Origin of the sequence: Dyella sp. SG562 (assembly GCF_011759495.1) — a bacterium.
GTDB lineage: Bacteria > Pseudomonadota > Gammaproteobacteria > Xanthomonadales > Rhodanobacteraceae > Dyella_D > Dyella_D marensis.
On record NZ_JAAOYS010000002.1, the window covers coordinates 579,097 to 596,639 of the forward strand.

18 protein-coding genes are annotated in these 17,543 nt (G+C 67.6%); 4 read left to right on the plus strand and 14 right to left on the minus strand.

The genetic code is table 11. The features are described from left to right. Window positions 1-32: 32 nt before the first annotated feature. From FHW84_RS06095 to rpmB, 4 genes are all read right to left on the minus strand, one after another. Window positions 33-299 (minus strand): Txe/YoeB family addiction module toxin, encoded by a 267-nt coding sequence (locus tag FHW84_RS06095; protein ID WP_167253423.1) that lies wholly within the window; start codon window positions 297-299, stop codon window positions 33-35. Between the two features lie 16 nt (window positions 300-315). Then, window positions 316-570, minus strand: a complete 255-nt coding sequence (locus FHW84_RS06100) for a type II toxin-antitoxin system prevent-host-death family antitoxin (protein WP_167253425.1) — start codon at window positions 568-570, stop codon at window positions 316-318. A 278-nt stretch (window positions 571-848) separates the two neighbouring features. Next, entirely contained in the window at window positions 849-1,016 is a 168-nt protein-coding gene (gene rpmG / locus FHW84_RS06105) for a 50S ribosomal protein L33 (RefSeq protein ID WP_026635435.1), read from the minus strand. A gap of 13 nt (window positions 1,017-1,029) precedes the next feature. Next, entirely contained in the window at window positions 1,030-1,266 is a 237-nt protein-coding gene (gene rpmB / locus FHW84_RS06110; RefSeq protein WP_167253427.1) for a 50S ribosomal protein L28, read from the minus strand. Between the two features lie 327 nt (window positions 1,267-1,593). Between rpmB and secB the strand changes: the two genes are divergently transcribed. The 4 genes from secB to FHW84_RS06130 all read left to right on the plus strand — a co-directional run bounded on the left by secB (window position 1,594) and on the right by FHW84_RS06130 (window position 6,886). Then, entirely contained in the window at window positions 1,594-2,085 is a 492-nt protein-coding gene (gene secB / locus FHW84_RS06115; RefSeq protein WP_167253429.1) for a protein-export chaperone SecB, read from the plus strand. A 9-nt stretch (window positions 2,086-2,094) separates the two neighbouring features. Then, window positions 2,095-3,120, plus strand: a complete 1,026-nt coding sequence (locus FHW84_RS06120) for an NAD(P)H-dependent glycerol-3-phosphate dehydrogenase (RefSeq protein WP_167253431.1) — start codon at window positions 2,095-2,097, stop codon at window positions 3,118-3,120. A gap of 114 nt (window positions 3,121-3,234) precedes the next feature. Then, window positions 3,235-6,261: a DEAD/DEAH box helicase gene (locus FHW84_RS06125; protein WP_167253433.1), complete on the plus strand. Its 3,027-nt coding sequence runs from the start codon at window positions 3,235-3,237 to the stop codon at window positions 6,259-6,261. Between the two features lie 7 nt (window positions 6,262-6,268). Continuing rightward, complete coding sequence (locus FHW84_RS06130) at window positions 6,269-6,886, plus strand: class I SAM-dependent methyltransferase (protein ID WP_167253435.1); 618 nt, start codon at window positions 6,269-6,271, stop codon at window positions 6,884-6,886. Between the two features lie 201 nt (window positions 6,887-7,087). Here the strand turns inward: FHW84_RS06130 and FHW84_RS06135 are convergent, their stop codons facing one another. The 10 genes from FHW84_RS06135 to FHW84_RS06180 form a co-directional block, all read right to left on the minus strand. After that, entirely contained in the window at window positions 7,088-7,411 is a 324-nt protein-coding gene (locus FHW84_RS06135) for a hypothetical protein (RefSeq protein WP_167253437.1), read from the minus strand. Between the two features lie 84 nt (window positions 7,412-7,495). Beyond that, window positions 7,496-7,876, minus strand: coding sequence for a DUF4440 domain-containing protein (locus FHW84_RS06140; protein WP_343203566.1), 381 nt, complete (start codon window positions 7,874-7,876; stop codon window positions 7,496-7,498). Between the two features lie 5 nt (window positions 7,877-7,881). Next, on the minus strand, window positions 7,882-8,571 hold the full coding sequence (locus FHW84_RS06145; RefSeq protein ID WP_167253439.1) for an HAD family hydrolase: 690 nt from the start codon (window positions 8,569-8,571) through the stop codon (window positions 7,882-7,884). A gap of 90 nt (window positions 8,572-8,661) precedes the next feature. After that, window positions 8,662-9,141 (minus strand): DUF4189 domain-containing protein, encoded by a 480-nt coding sequence (locus FHW84_RS06150; RefSeq protein ID WP_167253441.1) that lies wholly within the window; start codon window positions 9,139-9,141, stop codon window positions 8,662-8,664. A 55-nt stretch (window positions 9,142-9,196) separates the two neighbouring features. Next, on the minus strand, window positions 9,197-10,369 hold the full coding sequence (locus FHW84_RS06155; RefSeq protein WP_167253443.1) for a type IV secretion system protein: 1,173 nt from the start codon (window positions 10,367-10,369) through the stop codon (window positions 9,197-9,199). A gap of 4 nt (window positions 10,370-10,373) precedes the next feature. Then, a complete protein-coding gene (locus FHW84_RS06160) occupies window positions 10,374-11,012 on the minus strand; it encodes a hypothetical protein (RefSeq protein WP_167253445.1) in 639 nt (212 codons plus the stop codon). Window positions 11,013-11,229: 217 nt separating this feature from the next. Beyond that, entirely contained in the window at window positions 11,230-12,153 is a 924-nt protein-coding gene (locus FHW84_RS06165; protein WP_167253447.1) for an AraC family transcriptional regulator, read from the minus strand. A 327-nt stretch (window positions 12,154-12,480) separates the two neighbouring features. Continuing rightward, on the minus strand, window positions 12,481-13,854 hold the full coding sequence (locus tag FHW84_RS06170) for an SGNH/GDSL hydrolase family protein (protein ID WP_167253449.1): 1,374 nt from the start codon (window positions 13,852-13,854) through the stop codon (window positions 12,481-12,483). A 310-nt stretch (window positions 13,855-14,164) separates the two neighbouring features. Continuing rightward, complete coding sequence (locus tag FHW84_RS06175) at window positions 14,165-14,860, minus strand: response regulator (RefSeq protein WP_167253451.1); 696 nt, start codon at window positions 14,858-14,860, stop codon at window positions 14,165-14,167. Next, a complete protein-coding gene (locus FHW84_RS06180) occupies window positions 14,860-17,514 on the minus strand; it encodes a sensor histidine kinase KdpD (protein WP_167253453.1) in 2,655 nt (884 codons plus the stop codon). The genes FHW84_RS06175 and FHW84_RS06180 overlap by 1 nt, the downstream gene beginning before the upstream one ends. Window positions 17,515-17,543: the final 29 nt, after the last annotated feature.

Below are 17,543 nucleotides of genomic sequence, written 5' to 3' on the forward strand. Positions count from 1 at the left end.
GCTTGAAGGAGCGCGGATCCCGCGCTCCGATGTCAGTGATCGCCGTAGTGGAACTTGCAGCTGATGATGAAGATGCACTCGCCATCGAAGGCGTAGACCAGGCGATCCTTCTTGTTGATGGATCGGGACCAGAAGCCGGCCAGGTCGCCGCTCAAAGGGTGAGGATCGCCCAGGCCGTCGTTCGGAGCCCTCTGCGCCTCCTTGATGAGGGCATGTATCTTCTTCAGGGTTTTCTTGTCTTCGGCCCAGTCCTGGTAGTCCTTCCAGGCTTCGTCCGTGAACTTGATACTTCGTGCCATCAAGCGCGCTCCTTTGCTACTCCTCGATCAGCGTGCGCTTCCTGGCCTTGCCCGCCTTGAACTGAGCGATGGACCTGGCGAGGTGATCGCGGTTGGCTTTGTTGCTGAGCAGGTGCACGGTGTCCGCCATCGAGTTGTAGTCCGCCAGGGACATGACGACGGCGTCTTCGTGATCGCGGCGATGGATGATGGTGATGGAGCAGTCGCTTGCCACGGTATCCAGTACCTCTTTGAGGTTGTTACGGGCGTCGGAAAAACTGACGACTCGCATAGGGTTCTCCTGTCTTGCCGGTGGCTTTGATGCTTTCTTTGACTTGTGCATGTTATTGCACAAGTCAAGTTTAGGGCATGTCCCAAAGCCGCAACAAGCAGTCAGCTGATTCCCTATGGCTTGCCCAGGCTATTCGCCAGGCCTGACCTCAAGCCAGCGTTGCGGCCGAAATTCAGACAAAAAGAGGCTCCGCAAGGCGAAAAAAAACCCGCCACATGGGCGGGTTTTTCATAAGGCATGGATCCCGGCCTTCGCCGGGATGACCCGCTAGGCGCGGGTCACTTGATCTTGCCTTCCTTGTAGATCACGTGCTTGCGGACCACCGGATCGTACTTCTTGAACTCGAACTTGTCCGGGGTGTTCTTCTTGTTCTTCTGCGTGGTGTAGAAGTGGCCGGTGCCGGCGGAGGAGATCAGGCGGATCTTGTCGCTCTTGCTCTTGGACATGGCTTAGGGCTCCTCAGATCTTCTCGCCGCGGGCACGCAGGTCGGCGATCACGGCCTCGATGCCCTTCTTGTCGATGGTGCGCAGCGCCTGGTTGGAGACGCGCAGTTTCACCCAGCGGTTCTCGCTGGCGACCCAGAAGCGGCGCTCGTGCAGGTTCGGCAACCAGCGGCGACGGGTCTTGTTGTTGGCATGCGAGACGTTGTTACCAGTCTGCACACCCTTTCCGGTGACTTGGCAAATACGGGCCATGATGACCTCCGTGGATTCTGTAGACCGCCCGTTGGCCAGGGCGACATCGGCCCAGCGGCGCCATGCGCCACGCGATGCTGGAGGGTGCTGCTTTCCGGGGGCTGCCGTGAGGTCCGCATCGCGTCGCGGACGTGCCCGTAAGGCCGGGCCGGCATGGCCGAGCCGGGAATTCTCTCAGAAACCCGGGGGCTTGCGCAATCTTTAAGCAGTTCCAGGGCTTGGGAGGCGGTCCGAAAGTCCGGATAGTTCGCATGGCGGCCTGCCGGGATGTATGGAACAATCGGCCTCTTTGTCCTTTTCCGTAATCCAGATCGAGGGGTTTCACAGATGGCAGACGTCAACGCCAACGGCCAGGCCGGCCAGCCGCAGCTGGTGCTGCAGAAGATCTACGTCAAGGATGTGTCGTTCGAGGCGCCCAACGCTCCGCACATCTTCCAGGAGATCGGCGAGACCGACCAGCAGCCGCAGGTCCAGCTCAACCTGGGCCAGCAGGCCACGGAACTGGGCAACGACCTGTACGAAGTGGTGCTCAGCCTCACCCTGACCTGCACCCTGGGCGAGCGCACCGCGTACCTGGCGGAAGTGAAGCAGGCCGGCGTGTTCGGCGTGTCGGGCTTCAGCGAGGCGGACCACGCCGGCATCATCGGCAGCTACTGCCCGAACCTGCTGTTCCCCTACGCCCGCCAGGTGATCTCCTCGCTGGTGATGGAGGGCGGCTTCCCGCCGTTCCTGCTGCAGCCGATCAACTTCGACGCGCTCTACGCCGAGCAGCAGCGCCGCAGCGCCGGCGGCGACGAGGCTCCGGTCCTCAACAGCTGAGCCGCTTCCATGGCTGAACGTCCGACCCTGGCGGTCCTGGGAGCCGGCTCGTGGGGGACGGCGCTCGCCGCCCTCACCGCGCGCAATGGCGTGCCGACCCGTTTGTGGGGCCGGGACGCCGCGGCGCTGGCGGCCATGGCCGAGAGCGGGCAGAACCGGCGCTACCTGCCGGACATCCAGCTGCCCGCGGAACTGCGCTACGAAAGCGACCTGGCCGCCGCGGTGCGCGGCGCCGGGATCGTACTGATCGTGGTGCCCAGCCACGCCTTCGCCTCCATGCTGGACGAACTGGCGCCCCTGCTCGACGCCGGCGCCGGCGTGGCCTGGGCCACCAAGGGCTTCGAGCCCGGCACCGGCCGCTTCCTGCACGAGCTGGTCGACGAGAAACTGCCCGGCCGCGCCGCGGCGGTGATCACCGGCCCCTCGTTCGCCAAGGAAGTCGCCCTGGGGCTGCCCAGCGCGGTCACCGTGCATTCCGACGACGAAGCCTTCGCGCAGCAGCTCGCCTCCATGCTGCATGCGCCGAATTTCCGCGCCTATTCCGGCGGCGACGTGCTCGGCGCGGAGCTGGGCGGCGCCATGAAGAACGTGCTGGCGGTGGCCACCGGCGTGGCCGACGGCATGGACCTGGGCCTGAACGCCCGCGCCGGCCTGATCACCCGCGGCATGAACGAGATGCTGCGCCTGGGCGTCGCGCTCGGCGCCCGTCCGGAAACGCTCATGGGCCTGTCGGGCCTGGGCGACCTGGTGCTGACCTGCACCGGCGATCTCTCGCGCAACCGCCGCCTGGGCCTGGCGCTCGGCCGCGGCATCGCCATCGACGAAGCCGTGCGCCAGATCGGCCAGGTGGTGGAAAGCGTGGTGACCGCCGACGAAGTGGCCCGCCTCGCGGCCAAGCATGGCCTGGACCTGCCGATCAGCGGCGGCGTGCGCGCCGTGCTGCACGGCGAGGTGACGCCGGTGGAAGGCGTGCGTGCGCTGATGTCGCGCGAGCAGAAGCCGGAATATCCGCAGGGACTTTTCGGGGTCGCTTGACCCTTTCCATGCATCGCGTTCACGCCCGCAGAAAAAATCGGGCGTGAAGGCGCGCATCTGCACATCGGCCTTGCTAAGCTCGGTCTTTTGGTCTTCCCGGCGGACCGCACGCGCATGCAGCAACCCGACGAGAAACGCCTCGCCGAACCGGTTCCTCCGCACCATGAGGAGCACGCGGAGCCGCTGCCCGCCGTCTGGCGCCGCCTGCTGGACGAAAGCGCCGCCGCGGCCGCCGCCGAGCGTGGCGTGCTGGGTTTCTTCCTCGACGCCATTCCGGAAGAAGGCGCGCCCTACGTGCGCCTGGAACTGGCGCCGGTCCTGCTGACCGTGGCCGAGCAGGGCCGCTTCGCGCGCCCCGCGCCGCTGGACAGCCGCCATCTGGCCAACCTGCCGCTGGAACCACCCGAGCAGCGCCTCGCCGCCACCGTGCTGGGCCTGCCGCAGACCGTGCGCAAGAGCCGCAGCTATGCGCGCCTGGCCGGTCACGTCGGCGACACCTTGCTGGCCGAAGTGCTGGACACCGCGCCGTGCTTCCTCGGCGGCCTGGCCGGACTACGCCTGTCGCGCGGCAAGGGGCATCTGCTCAACTGGCATTGGCATCTGGAAAAGGACGGCAGCCAGAAGCTGCTCCCCGCGCTGCCGGCCAACCAGCGCCTGGTGCGCATCGACGGCCTCTGGTACCTCGACGCCGAGCGCGCGGAGCTAGGCCACCTGGAAGCGCCGGCCGGGGAAACCCTGTGGCTGGATCTGCCGGCGCTGAAGCACGAGGACAGCGCCACCCTGCGCGACGCGCTGCCCGGCAGCCGCGTCGCCCATCGCGTACCGGCGCCGCAGGTGTTCGACGAACTGCGCCGCGCGGAACTGGCGCCGCGCCCGGTGCTGATCCTGCACGCACTCACCCGCCATGCGCGTCTGGCCGCCGGCACGCCGCCGCTGGCCTATGCGCGGCTGGCCTTCGACTACGCCGGCGAACGCCTGCCCGGCCGCGGCGGCGAGCCGCTGGTGCGCCGCGTGCGCCACGGCACCCTGGTGGAGATCACCCGCCGCCGCGCGGAAGAACTCACCGCGATGGAGCAGCTCGAACGCGCCGGCCTCACTCCCGGCGTGGACACCGAAGGCCTGCCCTGGGATCTCGCCGACACGCTGCCGGAAGACGCCTGGCTGTTCCCCGGCAAGGGCTATGCCGGCGCGCTCGAAGTGAACACGCCCGCGCGCTGGCTGGCGCTGCGGCCCAAGCTGGAGGCGGAAGGCTTCCTGCTCGAGTACGCGCCCAGCTTCCCGTTCGAGGTGCTGGAAGGCCCCGTGCAGTGGTACGGCAATGCGGTGGAAGACGCCGACGACCACGCCTTCGACCTGGAAATCGGCATCGAGCTGGAAGGCAAGCGGCACAACCTGCTGCCCGCGGTGGCGCAGGCGCTGGCCGAGCACACGCTCAATCTCAGCCCCGCGCCGAACGAGCCGGAAGACGCCGTGTGGTACGCGCCGGTGGACGAACGCCGCCGCGTGCCGGTGCGCCTGAAGGAACTGCGCGGCCTGCTGGCGCCGCTGGCCGAATACCTGGAAAAGCCGCGCAAGAAGCTGCATCTGCCGCGCGTGCAGGCCGGCCGCCTGGAAGAAATCGTCGAGGCGCTGCCGGTCGGCGCCGCCCTGGAAGCACCGGAGCAGCTGCGCGGCTTCACCGCGCGCCTGCGCGACGCCGCCGAGCGCGCCAGCGACGCGGTGCCCGAAGGCCTCACGGTGGAGCTGCGCCCGTACCAGCGCGAAGGCCTGCGCTGGCTCAATGCGCTGGCCGAGGCCGGCGTCGGCGGCGTGCTCGCCGACGACATGGGCCTGGGCAAGACCCTGCAGCTGGTCACCCATCTGCTGGCGCTGAAAGAACGCGGCGCGCTGACCCAGCCGGCGCTGATCGTGGTGCCGACCAGCCTGATTCCGAACTGGCAGGCGGAGATCGCGCGCTTCGCACCGGCGCTCAAGGTGCTGGCCCTGCATGGTCCGCAGCGCGGCGGCGATTTCTCGCAGCTGGGCGCGCAGGACATCGTGCTGACCAGCTACGCGCTGCTGCCGCGCGACGTGGTGGCGCTGCGCAAGCAGCCGTTCGCGCTGATCGTGCTGGACGAGGCGCAGCAGGTGAAGAACCCGCGCACGCAGGCGCGCCGCGCGGTGCTGAGCCTGCGCGCGCCGCGCTGCATCTGCCTGACCGGCACGCCGCTGGAAAATCACCTCGGCGAACTGTGGTCGCAAGTGGACCTGGCCGTGCCCGGCCTGCTCGGCGACGAGGGCGCGTTCCGCCGCCACTACCGCGTGCCGATCGAAAAGCAGCACGACACCGAATGCCAGGACCGCCTCAACCGCCGCCTGGCCCCGTTCATCCTGCGCCGGACCAAGTCGCAGGTGGCCTCCGAACTGCCGCCGAAGACCGAGATCACCCGCCGCGTGGTGCTGGAAGGCCGCCAGCGCGAACTGTACGAAAGCCTGCGGCTGTCGCTGGCCGAGGAATTGCGCGAGGTGATCGCGCAGCGCGGCATCCAGCACAGCGGCATCGTGGTGCTCGACGCGCTGCTGAAGCTGCGCCAGGTGTGCTGCGATCCGCGCCTGGTCAAGCTCGAGGCCGCGCGCGGCGTGCGCGATTCGGCCAAGTTCGACCTGCTGATGGACATGCTGCCCGCGCTGCTGGCCGAAGGCCGCAAGGTGCTGCTGTTCTCGCAGTTCACCGAAATGCTGCGGCTGATCGCCGGCGAGCTGGACCGCCGCCGCATCCACTACGTGATGCTCACCGGCGAGACGCGCGACCGCGCCGAACCGGTGCGCCAGTTCCAGGAAGGCGACGTGCCGCTGTTCCTGCTGTCGCTGAAGGCCGGCGGGGTGGGCCTCAACCTTACCGCCGCCGACACCGTCATCCACTACGACCCGTGGTGGAACCCCGCCGCCGAGGCGCAGGCCAGCGACCGCGCGCACCGCATCGGCCAGGACAAGCCGGTGTTCGTGTTCCGCCTGATCACCTCCAATACGGTGGAGGAACGCATCGAGGAACTGAAGGCGCGCAAGGCCGAGCTGGCCGAGGCGGTGCTGGAAGGCGGCGGCACGCGCGAGCGGCTCAGCTTCGACCAGGAAGACCTCGACGCGCTGCTCGCGCCGGGTTGATCGACGCATGAGCGACCGCGGCTCGCGCTGGGACGAGGTGTACCGGAGCAAGGGCGCCGACACGGTGAGCTGGTACCAGGCGCGGCCGGTCATGTCCCTGGCCTTGATCGAACATGCCGGCGTGGTCAAGGGCGCTCCCGTCATCGACGTGGGCGGCGGCGCTTCGTCGCTGGTCGATCACCTGCTGCACGAAGGCTATGCGGACCTGGCCGTGATGGATCTGTCGGACAGCGCGTTGGCCACTTCGCGCGAACGCTTGGCCGAGCGTGCCAGCCAGGTCGACTGGATCGCCGGCGACGTGCTCGCCTTCGCGCCGTTGAAGCGCTATGCGTTGTGGCACGACCGCGCGGTGTTCCATTTCCTGGTGAAGGCCGACGACCGGCGCCGCTATCTCGAGGCGCTGCACCGCGCCTCGCAGGTGGGCACGCAGGTGGTAATGGCCACGTTCGCCGAAGACGGCCCGGAACGCTGCAGCGGCCTGCCGGTGGCGCGCTACCGCGCGGCCGAATTGCATGCCGCGTTCGGCGCGGATTACGAGCTGGTGGAAAGCACGCGCGAAACGCATCGCACGCCGGGCGGGGCGGAGCAGCACTTCACCTGGGTACGCATGCGGCGGGTGCGTTAGCTCGTCATCCCGGCGCAGGCCGGGTGGGCATGGCGACATCGCCTGATTTTCGCGTAATGCCTCGAAGCTCTTTGCTCGTCATCCCGGCGCAGGCCGGGATCCAGTGGCGACATCGCCTGAATTTCGCGTAACGCCTCGGAGCTTTTTGCTCGTCATCCCGGCCGGCGCCGGGATGACGAGCGAAGAGCGTGAAGTTGCTTGCTACTGCGCCCGCGTGCGCAGCAGCGCGTCCACTGCCTGCTGCCACTGCGGAGAACCGGGCTGGGATTGCGGCGCTTCCTCGCCCAGCTTGCGCTGCACGGCGTTGTTCCATTCGTCCGAACCGCCGTCGGGACCATGTCCGTCGCCATCGCTGATGGCCAGCCGCTGGTCCACCCACTGATACCACTCGTGCGAACCCAGCGACGCGTTGGCCGGTGTCGCTGCGGAGGCCTGCGGCTTGGGCTGGTTGTCCGGCTGCGGCGCTTGCGGCGAGGAACAGGCGGCCACGAGCACGGCCAGAGGCAGAAAGACGAGTCGACGCATGACAGCTACCCCGAAAACTCCGAGGGTTCAGCCTAACGCCGCCAGCGGGCGCGGCGGTGAATCGTGCCTGACAAGCGTGGGCGCTCAGGCGTCGTCGAGCACGACGGTGCCTTGGTGATAGAGGATTTTCCATGCGTCGCCATCTTGCCGCCAGATTGTCGACCTGCGCGTAACGCGCGTTCCTTGATGCAGCGTGTAGGTGACCAGGTAGGCCTGTCCGTCGATCGGCGTGCAGCGGAAATCTTCCAGCTCCAACGGCTCGTGCAGCCAGCCGTCGCGATGGCGCTGTTCCAGCATGTCGAGCACGAAGTCGCGCTCATAGCGCCGGCCCGATGCGCCGACCTCGTGGAAGCTCGTTGCCGTCATGCGCTCGAAGTCGGCGCGCGCATGGCCGAACTCCTCGCAATGGAAGATCGGCTCGCGCCGGCGCAGCTCCGCGCTCACCTCATCGATGCCGTTCGCCACGCGCGTCAGAGCCTCGCTGCCACTTCGTCGATGTGCTTGAGCAGGTCGGCGGGATCGTCGTACACGCGCAGCGCGCCGGAGCGGGCGAGTTCGTCCTCGCTGTAGCCGCCGGACAGCAGGCCCACGCCGAGCGCACGGGCGCGCTGCGCGGCCAGCATGTCCCAGATGCTGTCGCCGATCACCAGCGATTGCTCGATATCCACACCGAGTTTTTCCGCCGCGGCGAGGAACAGATCCGGATCCGGCTTGGCGTGGCGCACCTGGTCGCGGGTTATCACCGGCACCTTGGACGGATCCACGCCCAGCGCCGCGATATTGTGCGCCGCCGTGGCCATGCGCCCGCTGGTGGCGATGGCCCAGGGATAGCCCTGCTCGGTGAGGTAGGCGAGCAGTTCGCGCGCGCCGGGCAGGGGCCGCACCAGGCCCTGGGTATGCTGGCGGTTGAACGCTTCGACGTGGCGCTGATGCAGCCGCGCCAGGCGTTCCTCGGTGATCTCCAGCCCCGTTTCGCGCAGCAGGATATTGGTGAACAGGCCGCCGCTCATGCCGATCTTGCGATGGATGCGCCACACCGACAGTTCCACGCCCTCGGCATCGAGTGCTTCCTTCCAGGCCAGCACGTGCTGGTAGACGCTGTCGATCAGGGTGCCGTCGAGATCGAACAGGAAGGCGGTGCTGCTGCGGGGGCGGTGCATGGCGGGGCTCCGATGGGGCAGGGGGCATACAGTGTCGCCCATCTGGTGGGAGCGGTGCATGGTGGCTGTCGATGCGCTGCGCATGGGACGTTATGGAACCTGCTCAGCGGGACTGCATTCGGTGTAGACGATCTGGCAGTCGCTGGTTTTCTTCTGGCAGCGCCTCATGGAGATCGCGGAGGCTTCGTCCACGGTCATGGCGCTGCTCATGGAGGAATAGGTGGCACCCCACGCGACGGCAACGCATTGGTCGCGGTAGGTGAAGTCGATCTGGCAGTCCGGGCTGCTGCATCGTTCCAGGGCGGTCTGCGCAGCCATGACTTTGCTGCTCTCACCAAAGGAGACACCCATGTTGAGGGTTGTGTTGCTGGTCGCGATCGCTCCCCATCGACTCACATAACGAATCGCCCTGACGGGATTGCCGTTTTCATCGCAAGGCTCTCCACCCGAGTCGTAGAGGCCAGGTCCACGCGGGCCTTCGGGGCGCCAATGGCAGTACTGGGCCTGCAGCGTTGTACTCAGGCATAGCGACCAGAGCAGGACAGGCAGCTTCAACAGCGAAGAACTCATCAGTTTCTCCGTGGCGGAGGAGCGTCGGCGGCCATCGCTCGCCGGGTCGGGCACATCACGCGCGTGGACTTTTCTTTATGACGTCCTGAGCGATAACTCCTGGAGGGCCGGACGGATTCCTGAGTGGTTGAATGACATTGGGTAGCGACTTCGAGCTGCCTGCATCGTGTGGCCTGCGCTGGATCACGGAAGCCTGATCCTGACCGTGCCGGTGGCTGCTTGATCCGGATGCTGCAGGGCTTCCACTACTGCGGCCAAACGCCGAGTAGTGACTGAACTGCCCCAACGCCCCCATGAAAAACTCCGCCGTCATCTGCGGCACCGTCACGATCAGCAAGGTCATGATCAGCCCCAGCCCACCCTGCTGCAGCGCCATGCTCGACACCCCTTCGGCCATATGCAGATCGACCGCGCCGTTGCTCAGTCTCTGCACCGCCGCATTGAGCAGCCGGTCCGCCCAGAACGCCGCCGCCACCGCGCACACCATCTTCAGCGCCACCGAGGTCATCACCGCCGTCACCGCAAGCCGGAACAGCGAACCCACGCAGTACTGCAGCCAGCGCTGGAAGATCGGCCGCGTGTTCTGGAACAACAGGCACATCACCGCCAGCGGCGCCATGGCAACCAGGAACCGCAGCACGATCTGCATCAGCATCAGCAAGGTGCCGCCCACCACCACGGGGCCGGCGGTGCCGATGCCGGCGAACCACAGGCTGCGCTCCCTGGCGGCGGCGATGGCGGCATCGCCGCCGGTGGGCAGGGTGTCGATGCTGGATAGCGCGAACTGCATCCAGCCCAGGCTCGCGCGGATCTGGCCGTCCATGTCCTGCTCGCCGCTGACCAGCACGCTGATCAGTTGATCGAGCTCGTTGATCCGCGCCGCCATCCAGGGATTGCCCATGCTGGCCGCGGTGACGGCGAACACGATCAGCGCCGCGCGCCCCGCATCCATCACCAGCCCCATCATCGGCTCGCGCGAACGTCCGCTGACGATGCGGTAGCCGTGCAGCAGGATCCATGTGGTCAGCAGCGGCAAGGCGAGCAGCGCCAGCAGCGCGCCGAGGCGTTCGGCCATGCCGGCGGTCCACTGGGTGATCAGGCCGTCGTCGTCGAGCAGGAAGTCGCGGATGGCGGAGAAGAACACCACGTGGCCCATGTCGCCGGAAGGCGCGAAGAAGGCGATGGCGCCGGTGGGCATGAAGTCGTCCATGACACAGAGCATCGGCATGCGCCTATCGATGCCTGGCGGCGTCGAGCGCCTGCCTCAGCGCAACACCCTGAATCAGCATGCCCGCAAGGCCGCCGGCGTCGGCCGGAGCACTGGCAAGCGCCTGTCCGGTGAGCTGCGCCTGCTGCTCGCGCACCGCCTGCCCCAGTGTGGCGTACTGGTCGAGCGCCGCCCTGGCGCCATGCATGTCCTGTCCCAGATTGGCCTGGAAGGCCTGCACTTCGGTATCGAACGCTTTCAGCCCGCCGAGATCGTCCGAGGCCGCCTGGGTGATGCGCCGCGCCAGGATGGCGCGCATCTCCTGCCCGCGCCGTTCGATCAGCCGGTTGAGATCGACCAGCACGTTGTAGCGCCGGTTCTCCAGCTGCAGCAGCATCCGGCAGAACACGTGCTGCTGCCGTGCGAGCGTGCCGGCCTGCACGGGGCAGCGCTGCGCCATGCCGTCGTCCTCGCCGCGATGCTGCAACGGCGCGCCGTCGAGGAACGATGGCCCCGCCTGCACCACATTGAGCATGGTGAAGTACTGCTGCTGCCACTGCGCGAACTGCTGCTCCCACTGCAGCCATTGCTTGGCCCAGGCCTCGGTGCCGATGCGGTTCTGCTCCACGTCGACCACGGCCCACTGCGCCATGCCATCGGCCATGGCGCAGCAGCAGACGAGCGATACCGCGAGCCGGACGCAAAGCCGGCGCACCCACCCGGTAGGACCGGCTCCCGATCGCACGTGCTGCTCCTGCGGCTATGGCTGCTCAGGCCCGATGCCGCATTGAAGCCCCAGCGCAACACGCTTCGCTATCGGACTAGTACGAAAGTGCGCAGGCCCTTTGCCGATCTGCGAACCACCTTCCATTCACCGCGCATCACGGCGCACCCTGGCAACTCTCCTGGCTCGCGGTCGCCGCCGCTCTCACCGCGCGCATTTCTCCAGGACACATGCCCTGGATCCGCTTGAACAGCCGATAGAACGCGGCCTTGCTCGCATAACCCACCTGCTCGGCCACGTCGGCCACCGACAGCCGCGGGTCCTGCAGCAGCCGCTCGGCCAGATGCATGCGCCAGTAGGTGATGTACTGGCCCGGCGGCATCTTCATCAGCTGGGTGAAGCGCTGGGTGAAGGACGAGCGCGACATGCAGGCCAGCGCCGCCATGGTCTGCACGCTCCAGCCGCGGCCGGGGTCTTCGTGGATGGCATTGAGCACCTTGGAAATGCGCCGGTCCGAAAACGCGGTGAACAAGCCGAGGTTGGCGTCGGAACGCTTCGCGTAGTGGCAGATCGCGATGGTGAAGAGAATCTCGGCGAGCTTGTTGAGGATCACCCCGCGCCCGGTGATGCTGGACTGCGAGACCTCGATCATCGCGTTGGAAATCCGCCGGTAGACATCGCCCGCGTCGCCGGGGCGGATCACGAACCAGGGCGGCAGCACTTCGTGGAACTGCCGGTGCCAGCCGCCGGTGAAGTAAAGGCGGCCGCGCAGCAGGCTGGGGCCATGGATCTGCAGGCCGATCGCCTTGAGATCCCCATGGACGTCGAACGAGGCGATCAGCAGGTCGCCGGGATCGAGCCGGATGGGCGTGTCGATCGAACCGCCATGTACCTGGCAGGCATGCACGCCCGCCATATGGAACAGCCCGCAATACTGCCTGGACGGTGCGTGCTGCTCGTCCATGTCCTCGCCCTGGATGTCGACATGGACCAGCGACAGGTCGAGCAGGGTCTCCAGCGAGTGGATGAGGTCATCGCGATGGTGTCGCTTGACAAGGGACGTTTTCAGCTCGGTGTACATACGGATGTCCTTCCTCTTTGCTTCGTCGGCATGGCGTTGCGCGAGGTTCGTTCATGCGCTTGCGGCTCCAGTTGGCGGAACGATGGGGATGAGTAACTAAGAATTTTCTCAGTTGCCGATGGCCCGGATCGGGTGCCGCGCGATGCGGCGTGGTACTTCTTGCCTGATGCGGGCGCTCACATTCTATGGAGTCGCGCCGGAAGATTTCGTTCCCCTGCGCCGCATCAAGCTCACGCCTTGTTGTCCATGCAGATGCTTCGAAATGATCGATAGCGCGGTTACCGTTGAGCGATGGGAGAGATGCGAAAGTAACGAATCGCAAGCTGTCTATGGATGCTTCGCAGCTTTATCAGACACATCTGATTGGATCGATGCTGATAACTCATTAGGGAATTTTCCTAGCAAGAATGCAGTGACTTTCTCGGCGAGAATTCGTTGGCCTTTTGCCGTCGGATGCAGCCCGTCCCAGAAGAAGTAGTCCTCGGCGCGCGTGCATGCCGGACGCGGGCTTTGCCTGCTGACATAGGCCAGGGCGCTGCCGTAATCGACCTGCAGGCAGGAGTCGGTGAAGTTGGCGAGGCCGTAGCCCCCGGGGTTGGCGCCCACTTCGTCGAGCAGCGGCGTGCTGTCCATCAGGACCAGGCGCGCGTCGGCATGCTTTTTCTGCAGGCGCGCGACGATGAGGCTCAGTTTCTGGTTGTAGCTGGCCACATCCTTGGCCACGGTGGCCTTCTTGCTGGAGGTGCGCAGGCCTGGGGCCAGGGTGAGGTCGGGCAGGTTCAGCACCAGCAGATGCTTCGCGCCTTGCGCGATCAGTGCGCTCAGCGAGGCTTCGACATGCTGCGCCACGCTCTCGGCGGAGCGGTCGTAGTTGATCAGGTCGTTGGCGCCGATCCACAGCGTGAACAGCGTCCGCGCCGGCTGGTAGTTCCTGGCGGAGCGCATGTACTGCGTCCAGGAGGCCACCTGCTCGCGCAGCCCGGGTATCACCAGGTAGCGGTCGCCCGCCGCACCGCCTACCGACCAGTTGTACAGGGGCAGGCCCAGCCTGGCGGCCACTTCTTCATTCCACAGCGGACCGTTGCTGAAACGGCCCAGCAGCCAGCTCTTGCGATGAGGCATCTTCCACAGCGAACCGTTGTACAGGTTCATCGTGTCCGACAGGCTGTCGCCAAAGCTCACGATGCGGTCGATCGACGTTCCGCCATCCTTCTTGCCGTTCGTCCAGATCAAATAGTTGAAGGAAATCCGGTTGTCGGCCGCATGCAGGTCGAACAGCGCGGCGGGGCGGTTCCTCTGCCGCAGCGTGTCCCGGCAGATGCGTTCCAGCTCGGCGCGCGCGACGGTGGTGTAGAACATGTTCCGCCACTCGAACGCGAAGCTGTCGTACCAGTAGCCGGGCAGCTTGTAGTAGCCGCCTTGCTCCGTGCGCGCCCATTCGTAGCCGGATTGCGGATCGAGGTCGCTGGCGTTCTTGCGGTACCAGCAGCGCACGTAGGTGTAATCGCGATCGAGCGCGGCGCGCAGCAGCGAGCGCTGGTGGCGTTCGAGGGGAGCTTCCGGCCCTTCGTCGGAGATCTGCCGTCCGTCATAAGCGGTGGGCTCGTCGTCTTCGTGGTCCGCGGCCGACTGTCCATGGACCGGGCCGAACAGGCCCAGCAAGGTGGCGAACACGATCAATCGCAGGCATGGCTTGCTCATGGCTATGGCTCCGTCGGCGACGCGCGGGTTCATGCCCGGCGGGCCGCGCAAGGCCGCAGATGCACCTGTGTGCTTGCGGCGGTGGAAGCAATGCGGGCGGCGAAGTTACGCACCCGGACCGCGGATCGGGAACGCGATGCCCGACTCGAGAGGCCGCCGGTTCGGCGACGGCATGGAAGGATTCTTATGCCGGCATCGGCGAGGCTCCATCGCCTGCTGCCCTGCCTGCGGTGTCCGACTGTCCGAGAGCGCGCACGCTACAGCCGGCGGACAGCCCGCCGTCAGCCATGCTTAGGGTTTGCGCGCGGCCTCAGCCGGCGAGGAAGCGATAACCCACGCCGGGTTCGGTCTTCAGCCAGCGCGGCTCGGCCGGATCGTCGCCCAGCTTCTGGCGCAGCTTGCCCAGCACGATGCGCAGGTAGTGCGTGTCCTGCACGTGGGTCGGCCCCCAGATCTCGCGCAGCAGTTGCTGCTGCGTCACCACGCGGCCCGCATGGCGCAGCAGCATGGCCAGCACGGCGTATTCCTTGCGCGTGAGCGCGAGCGCCTCGCCGTCGAGCTGCACTTCGCGCCGCGCCAGGTCGATGGCGAGGCGGCCGTCGTCGTAGCGCTGCGCGGCCGGCTCCGGTTCGCCCGGGCGGTTGCGCAGCAGGGCGCGCAGGCGCGCCATCAGCTCCTGGATGCCGAACGGCTTGGTCACGTAGTCGTTGGCGCCGGCATCGAGCGCGCGCACCTTTTCGCTCTCGGCATCGCGCACGGAGAGCATCAGCACCGGCACCTGGGTCCACTGGCGCAGTTCCTTCAGCACCTCGTGGCCTTCGCGGTCGGGCAGGCCGATATCCAGGATCACCAGGTCGGGCGAGCGCGTGGCCGCCTTGGCCAGGCCTTCCTCGGCATTGGCGGCGAGCACCACCTCGTAACCTTCGGCGCGCAGGCCGATGTCGAGGAACTTGCGGATCTGCGCCTCGTCGTCGATCACGAGCACGCAGGGTGCGGCAGCGGTCATCAGGGCGGCGTCGGCAGCGGCAGGGTGATGCGAATGGTGGTGCCCGCGCCGTCGCCGGGCAAGGCCTCCACCGAACCGCCGTGCGCGCCGATCATGCCGCGGCAGATCGCCAGCCCCAGGCCGGTGCCCTGCGGCGCGCGGTCGCCGCGCGAGACCGAATAGAACATGTCGAAGATCAGCGCCCGCTCGTCCTCGGGAATGCCCGGGCCGCGGTCGCTCACGTCCAGAACGAGTTTTTCGTCCTGCGTGCGCACCAGCACCCGCACCGCCTCGCCCGGCGGCGAGAAGCGCGCGGCGTTCTCCAGGATATTGAACAGCGCCTGCTCGATCAGCGCCGGATGCACGTACAGCAGCACCGTGCCGGCCGGCAGCATGGTGTCCACCTTCAGCTCCGGGAACAGCTTGTGCAGCCGGGTGACCGCGGCGGCGACGATCTCGGCCACGTCGGTCCAGTCGCGATTGAGCTTGAGCGTGCCGTGGCCCAGCCGCGTCATGTCCAGCAGGTTCTGGATATAGCGGTCCAGGCGCTGGCCTTCGCCCAGGATGGCGTCGAGCAGCTCCTGGCGTTCCTCGCGCGGCAGCTGCTCGCCATAGCTGGACAAGGTGCCGGCCGAGCCGATCATCGAGGCCAGCGGCGAGCGCAGGTCGTGCGAGACGGAAGACAGCAGGGCATTGCGCAGCCGCTCGGTCTCGCCCTGCACGCGCGCGCCTTCCAGTTCCTCGGCCAGGCGTGCGCGCTCCAGCGCCTGGCCGATGTCCTGCACCATCGCCATGGCCAGGCTGCGCTGGTCGGGCGAGAGGTCGCGCTGTTCGGGCGGGAAGCGCATCGCGGCGACGCCCAGCGGGCGGCTTTCGCTGCCCAGCGGCAGCACCCAGCAGGGCGCGGCGTTGAGCGTGTCGGTGTAGCGCCCGGCGGCTTCGGCGTGTTTCTCGCTCCAGTCGGCGGCGCCCAGGTCCTGCGCGGTCAGGCGGAAATCGCGCGGCGATACCGAGGCCACCTGCAGCACGCGGCCGGGATCGCGCATCAGCACCGCCGCATCGCAGCGCAGCGCGCGCGCCAGCGCCGCGGCGCCGACGTCGCGGATGCCGCTGGCGTCGGTGCTCGCGGTCAGCCGCTGGCCCAGCGCCAGCAGGGCGCGCGCCTGCGCGTGCGCCGCGCGCATCGACTCCACCTGGCTGGACAAGCGTGTCGCCAGCCGGCTGCACACCAGCGCCGCGACGAAGAACAGGCATACCGCCAGCACGTCGTCGAAGTTGGCGATCATCAAGGTGTAGCGCGGCGGCGCGAAGAAAAAGTTGTAGCCGACGAAGCACAGCGTCGCCGCATACACCGCCACCGCCATGCGCGTGCGTACCGCCACCACCAGCACGGCGGTGAGGAAGATCAGCGCCAGGTTCGCCACCGACAGATAACGGTCGGCGATAAAGGCCAGCACGAAGGCGACCAGCGCGGCGAGGGTGGCGTAGATGTATTCGCCGCGCCGCCCGCGTCCGCCCGGCATGCGCAAGCGCAGCCGCGACTGGGCGCGCTCGGTCGGCGTGGCGATGATGGTCAGCTCCAGATGCGCGCCGCGGCGCAGCAGCTGCTGGGTCAGCGAGCGGCCGAGCATGCGTGCCAGCGGGCGCTCGCGCGTGCGGCCGAGCAGGATCTGGCCGACGCCTTCGCGGTCCGCATGCGCCAGAATCTCGTCGGCGATCGTATGGCCGCGCAGCACGATGGTTTCGCCGCCCAGGCGCCGCGCCAGGCGCATCGCGGCATCCAGCTGCTCGCGGCGCTTGCTGTCCAGGTCCGCGCCGGTATCGACGAAGGCCACGCTCCACGGCGCGCCGCGGCGCTCGGCGATGCGCCGCGCCACGCGCACCAGGTATTCGCTCTGGCCATGGCCGTCGATCGCCGCCAGCACGCGCCGGCGCACCGGCATGGCGCCGCCGCGCGCCAGCATATGGCCGCGCAGGTCGCTGTCGACGTGGCCGGCCACGGTATCCACCGCCAGCTCGCGCAGCGCGGCCAGGTTGGTCGGCGAGAAGAATGCATCCAGCGCGGCGGCCGCGGTTTCCGGCACGTAGACCTTGCCCTGCTTCAGCCGCCCGATCAGTTCGCGCGGCGGCAGGTCGACCAGCACGATGTCGCGCGCGCGGTCCAGGAAGGCATCCGGCACGGTTTCGCGCACGGTGACGTTGGTGATGCGCCGCACCTGGTCGTTGAGGCTTTCCAGGTGCTGCACGTTGAGCGCGGTGTAGACCTCGATGCCGGCATCGAGCAGCTCGGCGATGTCCTGCCAGCGCCGCTCGTGCCGCCCGCCGGGCAGGTTGCGATGGGCCAGCTCGTCGACCAGGATGACCGCGGGCTTGCGCGCCAGTGCGGCGTCCAGGTCGAACTCGCTGAAGTCGCGGCCGCGGTATTCCACCGGCCGGCGCGGCAGCACTTCCAGGCCGTCGACCAGCGCCTCGGTCTCGGCGCGGCCATGCGTTTCCACCAGCCCGATCACCACGTCCACGCCTTGGCGCTTCAGCTCGCGCGCCGCGGACAGCATGGCGAAGGTCTTGCCTACGCCGGGCGCGGCGCCGAGGAAGATCTTCAGGCGGCGGTGACGCTCCTCCTGCACGCTGTCGAGCAGCGCGTCGGCGCGCAGTTCCCTGGAGAGGTCGGACATGGAAGCAGGCAGTCCTTGAGGCGTGAACG